The 17693-nt window shown below is 32.6% G+C and carries 18 protein-coding genes and 1 riboswitch; of the genes, 11 read left to right on the top strand and 7 right to left on the bottom strand.

What is annotated here, in order from left to right:
- Positions 1 to 5 precede the first annotated feature (5 nt).
- The gene (locus tag Z053_RS0111380; RefSeq protein WP_051476038.1) at positions 6 to 524 is read left to right on the top strand and encodes a DUF302 domain-containing protein; all 519 of its coding nucleotides are present in this window, start codon (positions 6 to 8) and stop codon (positions 522 to 524) included.
- Between the two features lie 78 nt (positions 525 to 602).
- Here the strand turns inward: Z053_RS0111380 and Z053_RS0111375 are convergent, their stop codons facing one another.
- The gene (locus Z053_RS0111375; protein ID WP_025665134.1) at positions 603 to 944 is read right to left on the bottom strand and encodes a hypothetical protein; all 342 of its coding nucleotides are present in this window, start codon (positions 942 to 944) and stop codon (positions 603 to 605) included.
- A gap of 212 nt (positions 945 to 1156) precedes the next feature.
- Here Z053_RS0111375 and Z053_RS0111370 point away from each other — a divergent pair, with 212 nt between their 5' ends.
- Entirely contained in the window at positions 1157 to 2341 is a 1185-nt protein-coding gene (locus Z053_RS0111370) for a heparan-alpha-glucosaminide N-acetyltransferase domain-containing protein (RefSeq protein WP_025665133.1), read from the top strand.
- A gap of 193 nt (positions 2342 to 2534) precedes the next feature.
- Here Z053_RS0111370 and Z053_RS0111365 read toward each other — a convergent pair whose 3' ends face one another.
- On the bottom strand, positions 2535 to 3683 hold the full coding sequence (locus Z053_RS0111365) for a hypothetical protein (protein ID WP_025665132.1): 1149 nt from the start codon (positions 3681 to 3683) through the stop codon (positions 2535 to 2537).
- Between the two features lie 182 nt (positions 3684 to 3865).
- Here Z053_RS0111365 and Z053_RS0111360 point away from each other — a divergent pair, with 182 nt between their 5' ends.
- Entirely contained in the window at positions 3866 to 4288 is a 423-nt protein-coding gene (locus tag Z053_RS0111360) for a DoxX family protein (RefSeq protein ID WP_025665131.1), read from the top strand.
- Positions 4289 to 4366: 78 nt separating this feature from the next.
- On the opposite strand, the gene Z053_RS0111355 is transcribed toward Z053_RS0111360, so the two are convergent.
- The 3 genes from Z053_RS0111355 to metK all read right to left on the bottom strand — a co-directional run bounded on the left by Z053_RS0111355 (position 4367) and on the right by metK (position 7069).
- Positions 4367 to 4726, bottom strand: coding sequence for a hypothetical protein (locus Z053_RS0111355; protein ID WP_152538293.1), 360 nt, complete (start codon positions 4724 to 4726; stop codon positions 4367 to 4369).
- 504 nt (positions 4727 to 5230) lie between these two features.
- Positions 5231 to 5596 carry a hypothetical protein gene (locus Z053_RS0111345; RefSeq protein ID WP_152538292.1) on the bottom strand — a complete coding sequence of 122 codons (366 nt, stop codon included), beginning with the start codon at positions 5594 to 5596 and terminating at the stop codon, positions 5231 to 5233.
- 216 nt (positions 5597 to 5812) lie between these two features.
- Entirely contained in the window at positions 5813 to 7069 is a 1257-nt protein-coding gene (metK, locus tag Z053_RS0111340; protein ID WP_025665128.1) for a methionine adenosyltransferase, read from the bottom strand.
- A 329-nt stretch (positions 7070 to 7398) separates the two neighbouring features.
- Positions 7399 to 7507, top strand: a riboswitch (SAM riboswitch).
- A gap of 116 nt (positions 7508 to 7623) precedes the next feature.
- On the opposite strand from metK, the gene Z053_RS0111335 reads away from it, so the two are divergent.
- The 5 genes from Z053_RS0111335 to Z053_RS0111315 all read left to right on the top strand — a co-directional run bounded on the left by Z053_RS0111335 (position 7624) and on the right by Z053_RS0111315 (position 14129).
- Complete coding sequence (locus tag Z053_RS0111335; protein WP_025665127.1) at positions 7624 to 8910, top strand: O-acetylhomoserine aminocarboxypropyltransferase/cysteine synthase family protein; 1287 nt, start codon at positions 7624 to 7626, stop codon at positions 8908 to 8910.
- A gap of 81 nt (positions 8911 to 8991) precedes the next feature.
- Positions 8992 to 9954 (top strand): alpha/beta fold hydrolase, encoded by a 963-nt coding sequence (locus tag Z053_RS0111330; RefSeq protein ID WP_025665126.1) that lies wholly within the window; start codon positions 8992 to 8994, stop codon positions 9952 to 9954.
- A 13-nt stretch (positions 9955 to 9967) separates the two neighbouring features.
- A complete protein-coding gene (gene thrA, locus Z053_RS0111325) occupies positions 9968 to 12382 on the top strand; it encodes a bifunctional aspartate kinase/homoserine dehydrogenase I (protein ID WP_025665125.1) in 2415 nt (804 codons plus the stop codon).
- A 146-nt stretch (positions 12383 to 12528) separates the two neighbouring features.
- Positions 12529 to 12954, top strand: a complete 426-nt coding sequence (locus Z053_RS0111320; protein ID WP_025665124.1) for an OsmC family protein — start codon at positions 12529 to 12531, stop codon at positions 12952 to 12954.
- Positions 12951 to 14129 (top strand): trans-sulfuration enzyme family protein, encoded by a 1179-nt coding sequence (locus Z053_RS0111315; protein WP_025665123.1) that lies wholly within the window; start codon positions 12951 to 12953, stop codon positions 14127 to 14129. The genes Z053_RS0111320 and Z053_RS0111315 overlap by 4 nt, the downstream gene beginning before the upstream one ends.
- Positions 14130 to 14229: 100 nt before the next feature.
- Here Z053_RS0111315 and Z053_RS0111310 read toward each other — a convergent pair whose 3' ends face one another.
- The gene (locus Z053_RS0111310) at positions 14230 to 14421 is read right to left on the bottom strand and encodes a hypothetical protein (RefSeq protein ID WP_025665122.1); all 192 of its coding nucleotides are present in this window, start codon (positions 14419 to 14421) and stop codon (positions 14230 to 14232) included.
- A gap of 437 nt (positions 14422 to 14858) precedes the next feature.
- A complete protein-coding gene (locus tag Z053_RS0111305; protein ID WP_025665121.1) occupies positions 14859 to 15401 on the bottom strand; it encodes a hypothetical protein in 543 nt (180 codons plus the stop codon).
- A gap of 327 nt (positions 15402 to 15728) precedes the next feature.
- Here Z053_RS0111305 and Z053_RS0111300 point away from each other — a divergent pair, with 327 nt between their 5' ends.
- From Z053_RS0111300 to cysD, 3 genes are read left to right on the top strand one after another with little or no spacing between them, the layout of a single operon-like run.
- Positions 15729 to 15995 (top strand): DUF2061 domain-containing protein, encoded by a 267-nt coding sequence (locus Z053_RS0111300; RefSeq protein WP_025665120.1) that lies wholly within the window; start codon positions 15729 to 15731, stop codon positions 15993 to 15995.
- A 32-nt stretch (positions 15996 to 16027) separates the two neighbouring features.
- Positions 16028 to 16654: a phosphoadenosine phosphosulfate reductase domain-containing protein gene (locus Z053_RS0111295; RefSeq protein ID WP_025665119.1), complete on the top strand. Its 627-nt coding sequence runs from the start codon at positions 16028 to 16030 to the stop codon at positions 16652 to 16654.
- Positions 16655 to 16675: 21 nt separating this feature from the next.
- Positions 16676 to 17635, top strand: a complete 960-nt coding sequence (gene cysD / locus Z053_RS0111290; protein WP_025665118.1) for a sulfate adenylyltransferase subunit CysD — start codon at positions 16676 to 16678, stop codon at positions 17633 to 17635.
- Positions 17636 to 17693 lie beyond the last annotated feature (58 nt).

Genomic DNA, 17693 nt, shown 5'->3' with positions numbered 1-17693 from the left:
ACGCAATGACAACATATAAAGTATTGGGGTTTTTATTTTTGATAGTGATGATATCTTGTAATCAAAGTCAAAAAAACACGTCTAAAGATGTACAAACGAATTCACAACAAGAGATGGAAATTACCAAAGCGCAAGGCATAATCACAAAAGTAAGCTCTAAAAACTTTGAAGATACGTATAATACATTAGTCGAAATTATTACGAATAATCCTAACCTGAAGATTATAGCGCAATTAGACCACCAGGCTAATGCTGCATCTGTAGATCTAGAATTGAACCCCACACGAGTAATCATGTTTGGTAATCCTAAATTAGGAACTCCTTTAATGCAGAATTCTCAAATTACTGGATTAGATCTTCCACAAAAGATTCTAATATGGCAAGATGATAATGGTGTTGTTAATGTTTCGTACAATGATCCCGAATTTTTAAAACTTCGTCATGAGATTACGGGTAAAGAAGATGTCTTAACAATCGTTTCCAAAGCTTTAGATAATCTTTCGAAAGGAGCCACAGGAATATAATAACCTACTACAATACTTGAGTTAGCCCAATATTCAATATAAATGTCTCCAGGAATATACATTATTTATTTCTGGGGGCTAATTTTGTAGTTTTACCTTGATTGGGCCTCCACTAGATACATAACTTCCACCAATTTCATCAATATTAATATCCAATTCGTCTTGTGTACTAATACTGTTAAGATCTATTTTAAGCTTATCATAAGTATCAATGTTTTTAATATTTACATCAATCTCATCGGTACTGCTTAGCCGAACCGTTATTGATCCATCATCATTAATAGGGATTAACCCATAGTTTGTTTTGGGAGTATTATTTGCATATGCTTTTGGAAAAATATCTATATCTCTTATTACAATAATAACGAGACAGATAGCAATAATTGTGATTATTGCCTTGGTATAAGTATCAGTTTTCATAAAGTATAGTTTTTGTTTACTAAAAAACACCAATAAAGGTGCCAAAATCTAGCTTTCTTTATATGAAATCCCAGGCATATTAAGAGCTTAGACGAGTAAATGCCTTAAAATCAATACAGAAACCGATAAAAATTACCTAGATTTGCGCTTTTTTAAGCAATAATAAAACCCAAAAACTCGTTTTTTGGGAACAACCTAACCAAACCACAATAATGACTAAACGTACTAGTCGATTGCATTTTCTTGATGCAATTCGGGCATTTGCAATCCTTATGATGCTTCAAGGACATTTTGTGCATTCTCTTTTAGGAGATGTATATAGAGATAAAAATAATATTGTATACGCGACCTGGGAATATTTTAGAGGCATGACTGCTCCTACATTTTTTACGATAACAGGCTTTATTTTTACGTATTTACTACTAAAACAAAATACAAAAGGAATAGATAATCCAAGAGTTTTAAAAGGCGTAAAGCGTGCTGTTAAAGTTATTTTTTGGGGATATTTATTGCGATTAAGCTTTTATGAAGTTTTTGCAGGAAAAGTAAACCCTTCGTTTTTCTATGTAGATGTATTGCAATGTATAGGTACATCATTGTTGCTGTTGATAGGGATATATCTTGTTTTGTGTCGAATTAATGAAACTTGGTTTCAAAATGTAATGTTAAGTATTGGAGTGATTATTTTTCTTTTGCAGCCCATGTATGGTAGCTGTATACTAGAGTTTTTACCACAAACAGTTGCAAATTATTTTACAAATAGAAATGGTTCTATTTTTACATTATTGCCCTGGTTTGGATATGTATGTATTGGTAGTTTTATGGCTAACCTGTTTTTAAAATACGGAAAACAAAAAATGTTTTACCCTCATGCTATTATCACACTTTTATTCGTAGGGCTGTTATTGGTGTTTTATTCTTCAACTATACTAATGGTGATTTATAGTATAACAGATATTGGTATTTTTAAATCAGTAGCGTATAACAACTTCTTATTTATAAGATTAGGAAATGTGTGTATCCTTTTTTCTGTATTTATTTTGATGAAAAACTATGTTACAAATCAGATGATAACTAAAATAGGAGGGAGAACACTATCAATCTATATAGTTCACTTTTTTGTGCTTTACGGAAGTTGGTTCGGACTGGGACTTAGTCGCTTTTTTTATCACAGTTTAACGCCGGTACAAACGTTTACAGGAGCATTATTGTTTATAATTAGTATATGTGCAGCAGTTTTGTATTATTATAAATATGAAGAAGAACTGAAGCTTCAAACGAACAATGTACTTAATTTGGCAAACCGGAAGATGAAAATGATCTTACCAGAAGCTTTTATGCTATTTAAAAATACTATTATTCGTACATATCGAAATATTAAATATACGAGACGATAGTATTATATAGAGATAGTTTCAATGAGCTGCATATCGGCGCTTCGAAGTTATGTAGTTTAGCTTTGTTACTAGATTTTGAGTATAGCGCTCTTGTCGGGAGTGTAGTTGTACTCTTCATTAAAAAACCTCGAATTGTATCTTTTACAATTCGAGGTTTTTTTGCTTTTATTATAGAATATGTTTACATATATTATTATTGTAATAGCTGAATCGGATCTGCTATAACCCTTTTATATTCTGTATAATAAGGTTCGTCAGGATTATTGCTAGGAACTATAGCGGTTACATTCATAGTTAATAGTGTTGATTTTGGTATTGGTTTAGAAAAAACCTGAGTATAACCGGGAGTAGAAGAACCATGGCCAACGGTCTCAGGGGAAATAAACCCAGTGATTTCTCCACTCTCATTAAATGTAAAATTAATAATCACCTCTGTATCTACACCAACAGTGTTTCCTAAAAATGCGCTTAATATGTTGGATCCAAAAGCTAATGAAAATTTTTCAACTGCTGCCGAAGAATGAGTAATGTCTGGGATTGTCCAAGAAAGAGTTACACTACGTTTTGTAATATTACTTACTTTAAAATCAAAATCTGATATTAAAATCTTTTTAGGAGTTTTTACAGAAAAGTTCTTGATCTTTAATTTAGCGTCATTACCTTGATCTTTTGCTACAATTTTTATAGAATAAGTAGTGTTTTCTTTTAGAGAATTAATGCTAAAGTAATGTCCAGCAGCAGAAAAAGTATGATTTTCTTTAATTTTTACTCCATCTACAAAAATATCATATCTATAATCAGCATATGTTGATGATGAGCCAATATACCAACCAAATCTAATTCTATCTTCATCGATATTGCTGTAATATATTCTAAAATCATCATCAGATTTTTGTATTGAATATCTAAACTGTTTGTCAGCTATCCAGGATTGTTTTGTAAAATCATACACATAAGAAGTTCTTAAGGTGTTGATTCCTGAATTTGGTAAGGCAATATACCGACCACTAGAAATACTTGATATGTATGTGAAATTAATACCTTCATATTGAAGATTATATTTTTCAGTATCTCCAGTGTTTGGGTTTCCATATATGGTATTTCCTATTTTTTCATAATAATACCCATCAGTAGCTGTCCAAGTAATTATAGTTTCTGATTTTGCTTGTACCAATGTTGATACTGATCTTGTTTTGCTTTCTAGCTTCTCAAAAGCTATGGGTGTTGGTTCTAATAAGGATTTTTCAATCGAATCCACTTGAAACTCTTCTTTCTCACAAGAGGTAAAAAAAACAGTAGTTAATGCCATGGATAGCAATGCTATTTTTTTGATTGTAGTCATACTTTTAAGATGTTTTATGTTAATATTATATGTTATATTTTATGACGAAACTATAGCGTTATACGAAAAAGAATTACCCTGTTTTCAGTGAAAGGTTTCTTTTAAAAAAGAATTCAACCTATATTTTTTTATTGTTCTAATAATCAGTATCTTATGTTGGTCTAATCAATACTCATTTTGTCATGCCAACAATAAAATCATTAAACAAATGGGCTAATGCACATACGTATTATCCGTTAGATTTGTTAAGAATTGCATTAGGAGTTTTCTTATTTATAAAAGGAATAAATTTTATTAGTAATAGCCAGATTCTGGTAGATCTTATTAAACCTGTTCAAAACCTTGCTGGTGCTATGATTATAATTCATTATGTAGCTCCAGCACATTTAATAGGAGGTTTACTTATTTCTTTTGGATTACTTACTCGATGGTCGGTTACGGCGCAACTTCCATTATTAATTGGTGCAGTTCTTATCAATTTTGTAGGAGAGATGAATGTGGCAAACCTGGTTATTGCCAGTATAATTTTGTTATTATGTGTATTTTTCTTGTTTTACGGTTCGGGGAAACATTCTGTAGATTATTATCTAAAAATGGAACAATGAAATTATAAAAATAAAATAAGGAGTTTAGTGCATTTCGAAAATAAAAAAACCGCTCATTGAGCGGTTTTTTATATTTTTTTACCATCCCGATAAGCGAGATTTTCCACTGTTAGAAGGAATGTCTAAGTATATAGTGTCTATTTTTTTTGAAGCATAAACACTGCTTTTATATTTAGAAGCTCTTTTTTTATTCTTTTCAATTTGCTTTCTTATTTTTTTCCACTTCTTTTCACTATAAATAGTAGTGTTTTTTGATTGCTGAGCTACATTTTTATTTGCCTCTGCCGAGTTAATAGTATATGAGGAGGCTTGTTTTTGTAATGTATTATTGGTAGTAGTAATAGTAATAGATTTGAAATCAGTTGTGTTACTTTGTCCTATCGATGAATACGATATACATAGTAATAGTACTGTAGTCATAGCAATTTTCATTTTCATTTTTTTAGATTTTGGGGGGTTAGTAATCATAAGTATAAAATTGAAGTTATTTATAAGTTTAAATAAGATTAATTTTTACAATCTGGATATTAAATAAATATCTGATCTTCAGTTACTAAGATAGCTATACTAGTTCAATTTTGACTACGGAAAAACCGCAATATAGTACAGGGATTTTTCCCCTAAAAAGCACTGAGAAGCACTGTGGTTACTCGTATTTTTTTCTAAATATTAACCGAAATTTTTTTTTTATTTTTTTCTTGTAAAAAACATAAAATGTCGAGTTAATCAAGTGATAATAAGGGGTGAAAGCTATTTTGGAATATCGAATAAAAAAACTGATTTTCTTGAAAATAATGCTTTTTTCAAGAAAATCAGCCTGTTTTTTATTTCACAAAATGGTGAAAAACGTCAAATGTTAGACAAAAAAGAAATAACTATTAAATTAATTAAAGTGAAATAAGTTATTTTCTTTTAACATATTTTAGATCTAATTATGTAAGTCTACCAGCCCGATAAACGAGATTGACCACTACCTATATTATATGCCGGAATATCTATATATATAGTATCCATAACCTTTGAAGCGTAGATACTATGTTTTGCATTAGAAGCTCTTCTTTTATTTTTTTTGAGTTGTTTTTTGATTTTTCGCCACTCTTTTTTACTATAAAAATCCTGATCCTTCATTTTTATAGGAGCATGTATTACCAAACGATCTGTCATAGCAATTTCATCAGTACTATATTGCTCTTCCTGAATTTGATTATCAATAGACTTTACTGAAGTCAAATCATTTTCAAAATCCTGACCAAAAGACATACCAAACACTAATAGAAAAGCGATATGTAATGCAAATTTTAATTTCATTTCCCTAAATTTAAATGTATTAATTAATAGCGGTACACTAAAATTTTTAAAAAACATATCGAAATTATTTTCCCTCCAAAATAGATATGTTTATGTACCTCATTATATTAACGGGATAAATGTAATGATAATACTTGATTTCATAATACGGTAAAACCTCATTTTTTCAGGGCTTCACCTAATTTTTCGATGAATAACTATAAAACCAGATAAAAACTAGATATTAAAAGCTTTTTTAACAGCTTCTACATAGTCAAGTTTCTCCCAGGTAAATAGCTCTACTTCCTTTTCAATTTTGCCAGAATAAGGACTTTCAAAAACCTTAGTAATCATTTGCGGTTCTTTACCCATATGACCATAGGCAGCTGTTTCCTGGTAGATAGGATTACGTAATTTAAGACGTTTCTCGATAGCAGCTGGACGCATATCAAAGATTTTACCTACTGTTTCTGCAATTTCACCATCGGTTAATCCAAGAGAGCTACTTCCGTAAGTATCTACAAAAATAGAAGTAGGTTCAACAACACCAATTGCATAAGATACCTGTACCAATACTTCATTCGCTACTCCTGCAGCTACAAGATTTTTGGCAATATGTCTTGATGCATATGCAGCAGAACGATCTACTTTACTTGGATCTTTACCCGAAAAAGCACCTCCACCGTGAGCACCTTTACCACCATAGGTGTCGACTATAATTTTTCTTCCGGTAAGACCGGTATCTCCATGAGGACCACCAATCACAAATTTTCCGGTTGGGTTAATGTGATATGTGATCTGATCATTAAATAATTGTTGAATATAACTAGGTAATTGAGCAATTACTCTAGGCATTAAAATAGAAATGATATCATTTTTTATTTTACTTAGCATTACATCATCATTGCTATCAAAATCATCATGCTGTGTAGATACGACAATAGCAACAATACGTTGAGGTACATTATCATCGTTATATTCGATAGTTACCTGGCTTTTAGAATCAGGACGTAAATAAGGGATTTCTACACCTTCACGTCTTAGTTTGGCTAATTCAATTAATATTTTATGAGAAATATCAAGAGCCAAAGGCATGTAATTAGCAGTTTCTTTGGTTGCATATCCAAACATCATTCCTTGGTCACCAGCACCTTGCTCTTCTTTATTCTCACGATCAACCCCTTGATTTATATCTTGCGATTGTTCATGAATAAGAGAGATTACTCCACAAGAATCACCACTAAATTGGTATGCGCCTTTGGTGTAACCAATTGTATTGATGACATCTCTTGCTATATGTTGTACATCGAGATATGTTTTTGATTTTACTTCTCCGGCGAGTACTACCTGACCGGTAGTTACAAGCGTTTCACAGGCTACTTTAGAGTCAGCATCAAAAGCTAAAAAGTTATCTAATAATGCATCACTTATCTGATCTGCTACTTTATCTGGGTGTCCTTCAGATACACTTTCTGAAGTAAATAAATATGCCATTCTTTATTGTTTTAAGAGAAAATACTTAGACGTAATTGCAATGTGAAGCTTTCGACAGAACATCTTAATCGAACTGCTTTAGCATTTTTTTATACTGTGAAAAAATTATTTCAGTATTTGGGTTGCAATCAGTCAAATCTTTCCCCGAAAATATTTTGGCAAAGGTAAAAAAAATGATAATACTTAAAAGCATTTAACGTATCATTAATTTTCTTTAATGAAGATTATTTTTAGGAGGTCAATTTTAATCAAATAATTTTCGAAGGAAAAATGATTTGATTAAAAAATAATTACTAGATTTGTTCCCGAAGTTTCTTATACATATTAGTAAGTTATTAAGAAAGGTGGAGGGAATAGACCCTGTGAAACCTTAGCAACCCTTTGATTTATTAAAGAAGGTGCTAAATTCTATCCCGATTAAGCGGGAGAAGATAACTCGATACAATTATCATTTCTGTAATTGTCTTTCCTTTCTTTTTAATTTTCTATTTACATACACTATAAATGAGTGTTTGATGTATTTGAATTTTATTTAAAATTTAAAATAGAAAATTATGAGTACACAAAAATTTGCAACAGGAGCTTTGCATGCGGGTCATGATGTATCTGCCAATGGTGGGACAAGAGCTGTACCAATTTATCAAACAACATCATATGTTTTTAATAATTCTGATCATGCGGCCAATCTATTTAACTTGTCCGAAACAGGATTTATTTATACGAGATTAAATAATCCAACAAATGATATCCTAGAACAACGCCTTGCAGCATTAGAAGGAGGTATTGCAGCAGTAGTAACATCATCGGGGACAGCAGCAATCAATACAACTTTGTTAACCTTACTAAAAACTGGTGATCATATAGTGGCATCGAGTAGTTTGTATGGCGGGACCTACAACTTGTTAAATGTTACATTACCTAGATTTGGCATTACAACAACTTTTGTTGATCCTTCAGACCCAAATAATTTTAAAGATGCTGTACAAGAGAATACACGTGCATTTTTTGTAGAATCATTAGGAAACCCAAAGCTAGATGTATTAGACTTAAAAGCAATTTCGTCTGAAGCCAAAACCTATAAAGTACCTTTAATAGTCGATAATACAGTTGCTACACCAGCATTACTTAATCCTATTGAGTATGGGGCTAATATCGTAATTCATTCCCTTACAAAATATATTAGCGGTAATGGGACATCACTTGGAGGAGCGATTATCGATGCAGGGACTTTTGATTGGTCTAGTGGTAAGTTTCCTGAGTTTACAGAGCCTTCTCCGGGATATCACGGATTAGTATATCATGATGCATTAGGACCTGCAGCATTTATTGCAAAAGCAAGAATAGAAGGATTGCGAGATCATGGTGCAGCACTAAGCCCATTTAATGCGTTTCAGATTTTGCAAGGTTTAGAAACCTTAGAAATCAGAATAAAAAAACATAGCGAAAGTGCATTGCAGCTTGCTAAGTGGTTAGAAGAACAAGAAGAGGTAAGTTGGGTAAAGTATCCGGGACTCAAAAATGACACATACTATGAACTGGCTAAAGAATACTTGCCAAAAGGGCAAAGTGGGATCATCACTTTTGGAATAAAAGGTGGTTTTGATTCGGCTAAAACGGTAGCAGATGAAACAAAAATATTCTCTTTACTGGCAAATATAGGAGACTCTAAATCTTTAATCATACATCCTGCTAGTACCACGCACCAGCAACTAGACTCTGCACAGCAAGAATCTACTGGGGTAACTCAGGATTTGATACGGTTATCAGTTGGACTCGAAGATATTGAGGATCTAAAAGAAGATTTAAAAGAAGCTTTCAGTAAAGTAAAAGTTAAAATTTAAAAGATCCAAAAATAGGTATCCTTTTTATAAGGATTTATAATAATGCGGGGTATCAAAATAACCTCAAAGAAATTATAAATAATGCTTCAAGAATTAGACATCTTAAACTACACTACGATAAAGGGAAAATCTATAGATCAGATTCATCTCACATACGAAGTATTTGGGAAACCTCTCTATACGGCACCAATTGTTTTAGTTAACCATGCTCTTACCGGCAATTCTGCTGTATGTGGAGAGCATGGTTGGTGGAACGGCTTGATAGGGAAAGATAAGTGTATAGATACCAATAGATATACTGTTCTGTCTTTTAATATTCCTGGAAATGGATATGATGGAAAAGAAGAAAACTTAATCGAAGAGTATAAAATATTTAATGCACGAGATATTGCTGTTATATTTTCTGAAGGGCTAAAACTATTGAAAATTGATAAACTACATGCCGTAATCGGAGGATCTGTTGGTGGTGGTATTGCATGGGAATTAGCAGCTCTTAATCCTAGTTTAATTACCCATTTAATTCCAGTAGCTACAGATTGGAAATCTACAGATTGGTTAAAGGCTAATTGTTTGGTACAAGAACAGATTTTATTAAATTCTAAAAACCCCGTTCGTGATGCCAGATTACATGCTATGTTAATCTATAGATCCCCAGAATCATTTAAGCAAAAATTTAATCGTACTTATAATGATGAAAAAGACATGTATAACATAGAAAGCTGGCTATTGTATCATGGAGAAAAACTAGACGGTAGATTTGCACTTTCTGCATACAAAGAACTAAATCATATCCTGGCAAATATCGATATAACCGAAGGACGAGGAGATTTTAATGAAGTAGCCGCATCAATCCAATCCAATATTCATATCATCAGTGTAGATTCTGATGTGTTTTTTACAGCGGCAGAAGATAAGATTACATTTAAAAAGCTGAAAAGAGTGAAACAAAATGTTACTCATGAAATAATTAACTCGGTTCATGGTCATGATGCCTTTTTAATAGAATTTGAACAATTGAATGCATTATTGAAAGATGTGTTTTAAAGAAAAAGAAAAAATGAAAGTTTTAAAATTTGGAGGAAAATCACTTGCTAACGGAAAAGGAATTCATGCAGTGATAGATATAATTGAAGATAAGGTTAAAAATGGTGAAAAGATTACCGTTGTCCTTTCTGCTCGTGGTAATACAACTGATGAGCTTGAAGAAATTCTTGAAAAAGCCGTTAAAGGAAAAAATTACCAGTCGCAGTTAGAAGCACTTAAAAAATACCAAATTGCAGATTTTGATAATGCTGATTTTACCCAGGAATTCGAAACATTAGACAAACTTTTTGAAGGAGTTTCACTTTTAGGAGATTATAGTAAACGGGTAAAAGATCAAGTACTATCACAAGGCGAAGTTATTTCGGCCAAATTGGTAACGCAAATTCTTAAAGAGAAAAACATCAAAGCTAATTTTACCGATAGTAGAACTTTGATCATAACAGATGCCCAATTTGGAGATGCACAGCCTCTCGATAAGTTATCCAAAGAAAATGTAATTAATCATTTTCAAACGTATAATGGTACTACGGTAAATATAGTCACAGGTTTTATAGCCTCTAATACCAAAAATGAAACGACTACTTTAGGAAGAAACGGAAGTAATTATACAGCATCATTGCTAGCAAATTATCTGGAAGCAGAAGAATTACAAAGTTTTACTCATGTAAACGGAATCTATACGGCAAACCCAGACTTAGTACCAGATGCCATAAAAATTGAAAAACTATCATTTACAGAAGCTAATGAATTAGCATATTTTGGAGCTAATATTTTACATGCAAAAACAATAATCCCATTAATAGAAAAGAATATCCCGCTTAGGATTTTAAATACTTTTGATCATAAAAATAAAGGAACTTTAATTACATCAGAAGCGAGTGAAAAGGGAATCAAATCTCTTTCGGTTTTAGAGAATGTAGCTCTAATCAATCTCGAAGGAAGAGGACTCTTAGGGAAAGTAGGAGTAGATGCAAGAATATTTAAAGCACTAGCCCATAAAAATATTAGCGTTAGTATTATTTCGCAAGGTTCATCAGAGCGTGGGATAGGTTTTGTTGTTGAGGCTGATAAAGCAAAAGAAGCTAAATCTATATTAGAACAAGAATTCGAATCAGATTTTTATAAACGTGATGTTAGTGGGATTTCAATAGAAAAAGATGTCTCTGTGATTTCTATTATTGGCCAGGATCTAAGCACATTTCATAAGCCATACAATGCATTGATTAAGAATCAGGTAATTCCATTATTGTTTAATAATACAGTTACAGGAAAGAATGTGAGTTTGGTAGTGCGAAAAGAACAATTGCATCGTGCCCTAAATGTGATTCATGGTGAGATTTTCGAAATTTCTAAAAAAATCAACATAGCCATATTTGGTCATGGATTAGTAGGAGGTACGTTGATAGATCAAATCTTAAAATCTTCAGAACAGATAGAAAAACGAAAAAAAATTAACCTTAATATTTTTGCAGTAGCAAATTCTAGAAAAGTACTCTTAGATAAAAACGGGGTAACGCAAAACTGGAAAAATGCTATCGATGAAAAAGGAATTTCATATACGGTCGAAAATGTGATTCGATTTGCAGATGATCATCATTTAGAAAACCTGATAGCTATTGATAATACAGCCAGTCAGGGGTTTACAGAAAACTATATCAATTTGGTAGAACATGGTTTTGATTTAGTTTCCTCTAACAAAGTAGCCAATACATTAAGTTTTAATTTTTATAAGAAATTAAGAGCTAAACTAGAAGAAAATCAAAAACAATACCTGTATGAAACTAACGTAGGAGCTGGATTACCATTGATTGATACTATTAAGTTACTGCATTTGTCAGGAGAAAATATAACTCGAATTAAAGGTGTTTTTTCTGGGTCACTAAGTTATTTATTTAATACTTTTTCTATAGAAGAACGACCGTTTAGTGAGGTGTTGCAAGAGGCAATTGATAAAGGGTTTACTGAGCCTGATCCGAGAGAAGATCTCTGTGGTAATGATGTAGGCCGAAAATTGTTAATTCTAGCAAGAGAATTAGATTTAAGTAATGAATTTGAAGATATTAATATTCATAATTTAATTCCTGAAGAATTAAGGGCTGGAGAAGCAAAAGAGTTTTTAGGAAGGCTAAAAGAGTTGGATGTTGTTTATAAAAAAGTTAAAGAAGAGCAAAAACCTGATCATGTATTGCGATATATTGGTGATCTTTGGGGTGATTTGTCACAAGAGAAAGGAAATTTGGATGTTAAATTAGTTTCTGTACCTCAAAGTAGTGCGTTAGGACAAGTAAAAGGTTCCGACTCTATATTCGAGATTTATACAGAATCATACGGCGATCAACCTATCGTAATTCAGGGAGCTGGTGCTGGAGCAGCCGTAACAGCAAGAGGAGTGTTTGGAGATGTCTTACGATTAGCAGAAAAAGGATGAAATTATAATTGCGTTAGGGATTGAGGCGACATCCTTTTATAATCCTGTCACCCTAAAATAGAATCAAGGGATTTTGATAGATTATAAAAGATATAGCTGAAAGCCCGACCCCTGATTGATTAGGGGAACGCCCAAAACAATATACAATGAAAATACAACTAAAAAGAATAGACAACGATTATCATTTCGAATTAAAAAATGAAAGAGGACATGTAACCTATATAGATAGTACAGCCAAAGTTGGAGGACATGACCAGGCACCAAGCCCAATGGAATACGTATTGATGGGGGTAGCAGGATGTAGTGCAATTGATATAATTTCTATTCTGAAGAAACAACGACAGGAAATTACAGACTATAGAGCAGAAGTATATGGTGCTCGTGAAGAAATTGATGGAGCAAAACCATTTAAAAAAATTACAGTAACCGTTTATCTTGAAGGGGATATTACTCCAGAAAAAGCACTGAGAGCGGCAGAATTGTCATTTGAGAAATATTGTTCGGTATCCAAAACATTAGAACCCACAGCTACAATAGAGTACAAGGTGGTAGTTAATAATAAAGAAGTATGAGCCTTAAAAGTTTAAATTTTGAAACACAAGCGGTAAGAACTCAAACTGATAAAACACAGTTTTTAGAGCATTCTACACCAATGTATTTAACCTCGGGCTTTGTTTTTGAAGATGCCGAAGAGATGAGAGCCTCTTTTGCAGAAGAGAAAGAACGAAATCTATATAGCCGTTTTAGTAATCCTAATACAACAGAATTTGTAGATAAGATTTGTAAATTAGAAGGAGCAGAAGACGGGTATGCATTTGCAACGGGTATGGCAGCAGTGTTTTCTACATTTGCTGCGTTATTAGATGCTGGCGATCATATTGTTTCGGCTCGATCTGTATTTGGTTCTACTCATACTTTATTTACTAAATATTTACCAAAGTGGAATATCGAAACCAGTTATTTTAGAGTAGATGAGGTGGATAAAATAGAAAGTTTGATCCAACCCAATACAAAAATTATATACGCCGAATCTCCAACAAATCCGGGAGTAGATGTTTTAGATTTAGAATTGTTGGGTTCGATAGCAAAAAAACACAACCTGCTTTTGGTTATTGATAATTGTTTTGCGACTCCATATTTGCAAAACCCAATTAAGTTTGGTGCAGATTTGGTAATTCATTCTGCAACTAAGCTAATTGATGGCCAGGGAAGGGTTCTGGGAGGAGTGACTGTTGGTAAAAAAGAACTGATAAGAGAAATTTACCTCTTTTCGCGTAATACAGGACCATCACTATCGCCTTTTAATGCTTGGGTATTGTCTAAAAGTTTAGAAACCTTGGCAGTTCGGGTAGACCGTCACTGTGAGAATGCACTAAAATTAGCAGAGTTTTTAGAATCGCACCCTAAAATAAACTGGGTGAAATATCCATTTTTGAAATCTCACCCACAATATGAAGTTGCCAAAAAGCAAATGAAAATGGGAGGTAATGTTGTTGCTTTTGAAGTAAAAGGAGGTGTACAAGGAGGTAAAACTTTTTTTAATAGTGTACAAATGTGCTCTCTGTCTGCTAACCTTGGTGATACTAGAACCATAATTACACATCCTGCTTCAACAACACATAGTAAACTAGCCGATGAAGACAAGCTTGTTGTAGGGATTACAGATGGAATGGTGCGTTGTTCTGTGGGATTAGAGCATATTGATGATGTTATATCGGATATAGAACAAGCATTAGAAAAAATATAGAAACTATAAAACTTCTTATAGTATTGATATAAAATGAAAAATGCTCTGAAGATCAATTTTTCAGAGCATTTTTTTGATGAAAATTAATTAATTTTTACGGTTATATAAAATGACAACGCCCGTTTGACATGCATGTACCTGCATCACAAAATAAACGTACTCCACCTCTCCAGGTACAGCATTGATATCCATTTTGATAACAACCAAAACCTCTTCCTCCCGAACCAGAGATTGAACTTTGTTCGGTTTTACTTAATAAGGAAACTCCTTTTAAATTTAAAATTTTTTTCATGATATAATTTGTTTTAAGAATACACACAATATCCATTAGGTAGACATTGCCCTACATCACAGAGACTTCCATTACCTGTTTCTCTGCAGCACTGATTTCCGTTTTGATAACAAGGAGTCCCGCTGCGCGAACCCAAAATTTGACTTTGAACGTTTTTACTTAATAAGGTAACTCCTCCTAAGTTTAAAATTTTTTTCATAATGTAATTTGTTTTAAGAATGAATAGAATTGCACCTTTAAATCAGGGTATTATTGGTTAAATGAACAATTCTATAATTTAGTTTCTCAAACTTAAAATTTCAATATAGGATATAGACCCCCGTAAACAGGGGAATATGTATTTTTGATTATAAAAACAGGTTTTAGGGAAATGAGCAAATAAAAAAACTGAGAAATTTCTCAGTTTTTTTATTCAAAGAATTTAGAGGTTTATCGCCTTATTTTTTTGTCAGAGTAAAAATTTGACTTCCGGTAACTTCAAAAGTAATTCCTTGTTGTTCGACTGTTTCTTTGATGTCTTTTTTTATACTCATGGTTTGTGCTGTTAATGCAATAATATCAAAAGACGCGTCTTTTTCGGCAACAGTAGTAATTAATTTGGTCCCATCTATTTTCCACTCCCCAGCTCCAATAAAATCTGGAATTGATTCTTCATAATCAATAGATTGTGTAGGGATAGTTATTTTTGCCACTAATGTAAACCCTCCAGAGCTAATAAAAGTATTGGGTTTATCGGCATCAGAAACTTCTGTAAAAGTTGCTTCTGCAGTATAATCTTTACCCGATATAGAATAACTACCACTCACAGGTATGTTTTCAATGGTAGCAGTAACTTTTCCATTTTCAGATTTGACATCCGAAAGACTCCACTCACCAGGGATTAAGGATTGATCAATTTCAATTGGAGAATCATCATCGTTGTTACAAGAAACAAATAGTAAGGTACTTGCTAAACATAAAAGCATTGCAAATCTTTTCATTTCGATTATGTATTTTGGGTTAATATTACTTTTATCAACGAGTTAGAAATTCACATATTGTCATTTTTTCTAGACAAAATCTCTTTTTATGTGATTTTTAAGGATAATTAATAAAAATTTAATAGGGTGTTCTTCAATAAATTATCTAACGATTCTGGGATTGATTTAATAATCTACTAAGTTACTAGGGTTTTTGTTGAAGATATCATAATTCTTATGATTTTCTACAAGAACTTTTGAGATTTTTGTGCTATAAACAAAATATTATATATACATTTGTTTAATAATCTACTATTCCGATAGGGTAATAGAGTTTTTAGAAAAAAAATGATTTTAGATCAAATGATATTAGATAAAGTGGCTACGCAGAAAACAACGTATCAGGACGATAAAACCTCTGAGAAACCAATACGTAGTATCGCAAAAGCAGTAAGCTGGAGAGTCGTGGGTACATTAGATACATTAATAGTGTCTTATGTGTTAACGGGGGAGATTGCTCTTGCTACTTCGATTGCATCTATTGATTTTGTGACAAAAATGATTCTGTATTTTTTTCACGAAAGAATTTGGAATCGTATTAAATGGGGAAAATAATTGCTATAGTAGAAAAACAAGTATAGTAGGCTATGAGTTTAACAGAAAAAGAAATAGAAAATTTAAATAAATCTCTAAAGGACAAAACACCTTTAGAAATTGCACAATGGGCAGTTTTAAATGCGAAAACTCCGGTTGTAACTACTAATTTTAGGCCATATGAGGTTGCAATTCTTAGTGTTTGCTCAAAAGCATTATCAGACATTCCGGTAATATGGTGTGACTCTGGATACAATACTCCAAACACGTATAGACATGCCGAAGAGGTTATTGATATGCTAGGACTGAATATTAAATTATATGTACCTAAGCAAACCACAGCGCATAGAGATGTAACTATGGGGATTCCGGATATTGATGATCCCAAACACAAAATTTTTACAGAACAAGTAAAATTAGAACCATTTAGAAGGGCAATGTCTGATTTTGCTCCCGATGTTTGGTTTACAAACCTAAGGAAAGGACAAACGGCACTTAGAGATTCCTTGGATATTGCAAGTATGGGTAAAGATGGAGTTTTAAAAGTAAGCCCATTTTACTATTACAGTGATGAAGAGTTAGATGTGTATTTAGAAGAACATAAATTACCTAACGAATTTAAATATTTTGATCCAACTAAAGTGTTGGAAAATAGAGAGTGTGGATTACATACTAACTAATAAATTACGAAAAAGATAAGAATGGAAATACTAGAAAAGAAAATAGAACAATTAGAAGGGACAGCAGGTAATCTGGCTGGAGCATCTGTTCTTAAGGTAAATCCTTTGGAGAGTGAAGCAATTTATATTTTTAGAGAAGTAGTAGCACAGTTTGAAAAACCAGTATTGCTTTTTTCTGGAGGAAAAGACTCTATTACTTTAGTACGATTAGCTCAGAAAGCATTTTATCCAGGAAAAATCCCTTTCCCTTTATTGCATATTGATACGGGACATAATTTTCCCGAAACTATAGAATTTAGAGATCGATTAGTTAAAGAATTAGGCGTAGAACTTATTGTTCGCAATGTTCAGGATTCTATCGATCAAGGCAAGGTTGTAGAAGAAAAAGGAAAATATGCTAGCCGTAACAGCTTACAAACTACCACACTTTTGGATGCTCTGGAAGAATTTAAGTTTGATGCAGCTATTGGTGGAGCTCGTAGAGATGAAGAAAAAGCCAGAGCCAAAGAACGTATATTCTCTGTTAGAGATGATTTTGGTCAATGGGATGAGAAAAACCAACGCCCTGAATTGTTTGATCACCTTAACGGAAAAATTGATTTAGGCCAAAATGTAAGAGTGTTTCCAATTAGTAACTGGACAGAATTAGATGTATGGAGTTATATCCAAAAAGAAGGAATCGAAATTCCGTCGATATATTTTGCTCATACCCGTAAAACATTTGTGAGAGATGGGATGATTTGGTCTGCCGAAGATGATGTTGTGTATAGAGAAGATGATGAAGTGGTAGAAGAAAGAATGGTGCGTTTTAGAACTGTTGGTGATATGTCATGTACCGCAGCAGTCCTTTCTGATGCAATTACTATAGATAAAGTAGTATCAGAAATCAGAGAATCTACAATTTCAGAACGAGGAGCTCGTATCGATGATAAACGATCTGAAGCTGCGATGGAAAAACGAAAACAACAAGGATATTTCTAAAATTAGTTGCTGGTTATTAGTTTTCTAATGATTAGTGAAAATATAAATTAAGGATCAA

Source organism: Aquimarina megaterium XH134, assembly GCF_000520975.1.
Taxonomy (GTDB): Bacteria; Bacteroidota; Bacteroidia; order Flavobacteriales; family Flavobacteriaceae; genus Aquimarina; species Aquimarina megaterium.
This window is presented reverse-complemented; position numbering and strand designations above follow the sequence as displayed.

What these genes read in the sequence shown, in the direction of transcription:
- Z053_RS0111335 (WP_025665127.1), top strand. Translation starts at nt 7,624, where the DNA reads ATGAGTACACAAAAATTTGCAACAGGAGCTTTGCATGCGGGTCATGAT.
- Z053_RS0111375 (WP_025665134.1), bottom strand. Translation starts at nt 944, where the DNA reads ATGAAAACTGATACTTATACCAAGGCAATAATCACAATTATTGCTATC.
- Z053_RS0111345 (WP_152538292.1), bottom strand. Translation starts at nt 5,596, where the DNA reads ATGAAATTAAAATTTGCATTACATATCGCTTTTCTATTAGTGTTTGGT.
- metK (WP_025665128.1), bottom strand. Translation starts at nt 7,069, where the DNA reads ATGGCATATTTATTTACTTCAGAAAGTGTATCTGAAGGACACCCAGAT.
- Z053_RS0111305 (WP_025665121.1), bottom strand. Translation starts at nt 15,401, where the DNA reads ATGAAAAGATTTGCAATGCTTTTATGTTTAGCAAGTACCTTACTATTT.
- Z053_RS0111380 (WP_051476038.1), top strand. Translation starts at nt 6, where the DNA reads ATGACAACATATAAAGTATTGGGGTTTTTATTTTTGATAGTGATGATA.
- Z053_RS0111310 (WP_025665122.1), bottom strand. Translation starts at nt 14,421, where the DNA reads ATGAAAAAAATTTTAAATTTAAAAGGAGTTTCCTTATTAAGTAAAACC.
- Z053_RS0111365 (WP_025665132.1), bottom strand. Translation starts at nt 3,683, where the DNA reads ATGACTACAATCAAAAAAATAGCATTGCTATCCATGGCATTAACTACT.
- thrA (WP_025665125.1), top strand. Translation starts at nt 9,968, where the DNA reads ATGAAAGTTTTAAAATTTGGAGGAAAATCACTTGCTAACGGAAAAGGA.
- Z053_RS0111295 (WP_025665119.1), top strand. Translation starts at nt 16,028, where the DNA reads ATGAGTTTAACAGAAAAAGAAATAGAAAATTTAAATAAATCTCTAAAG.
- Z053_RS0111315 (WP_025665123.1), top strand. Translation starts at nt 12,951, where the DNA reads ATGAGCCTTAAAAGTTTAAATTTTGAAACACAAGCGGTAAGAACTCAA.
- Z053_RS0111360 (WP_025665131.1), top strand. Translation starts at nt 3,866, where the DNA reads ATGCCAACAATAAAATCATTAAACAAATGGGCTAATGCACATACGTAT.
- cysD (WP_025665118.1), top strand. Translation starts at nt 16,676, where the DNA reads ATGGAAATACTAGAAAAGAAAATAGAACAATTAGAAGGGACAGCAGGT.
- Z053_RS0111330 (WP_025665126.1), top strand. Translation starts at nt 8,992, where the DNA reads ATGCTTCAAGAATTAGACATCTTAAACTACACTACGATAAAGGGAAAA.
- Z053_RS0111300 (WP_025665120.1), top strand. Translation starts at nt 15,729, where the DNA reads ATGATTTTAGATCAAATGATATTAGATAAAGTGGCTACGCAGAAAACA.
- Z053_RS0111320 (WP_025665124.1), top strand. Translation starts at nt 12,529, where the DNA reads ATGAAAATACAACTAAAAAGAATAGACAACGATTATCATTTCGAATTA.
- Z053_RS0111355 (WP_152538293.1), bottom strand. Translation starts at nt 4,726, where the DNA reads ATGAAAATGAAAATTGCTATGACTACAGTACTATTACTATGTATATCG.
- Z053_RS0111370 (WP_025665133.1), top strand. Translation starts at nt 1,157, where the DNA reads ATGACTAAACGTACTAGTCGATTGCATTTTCTTGATGCAATTCGGGCA.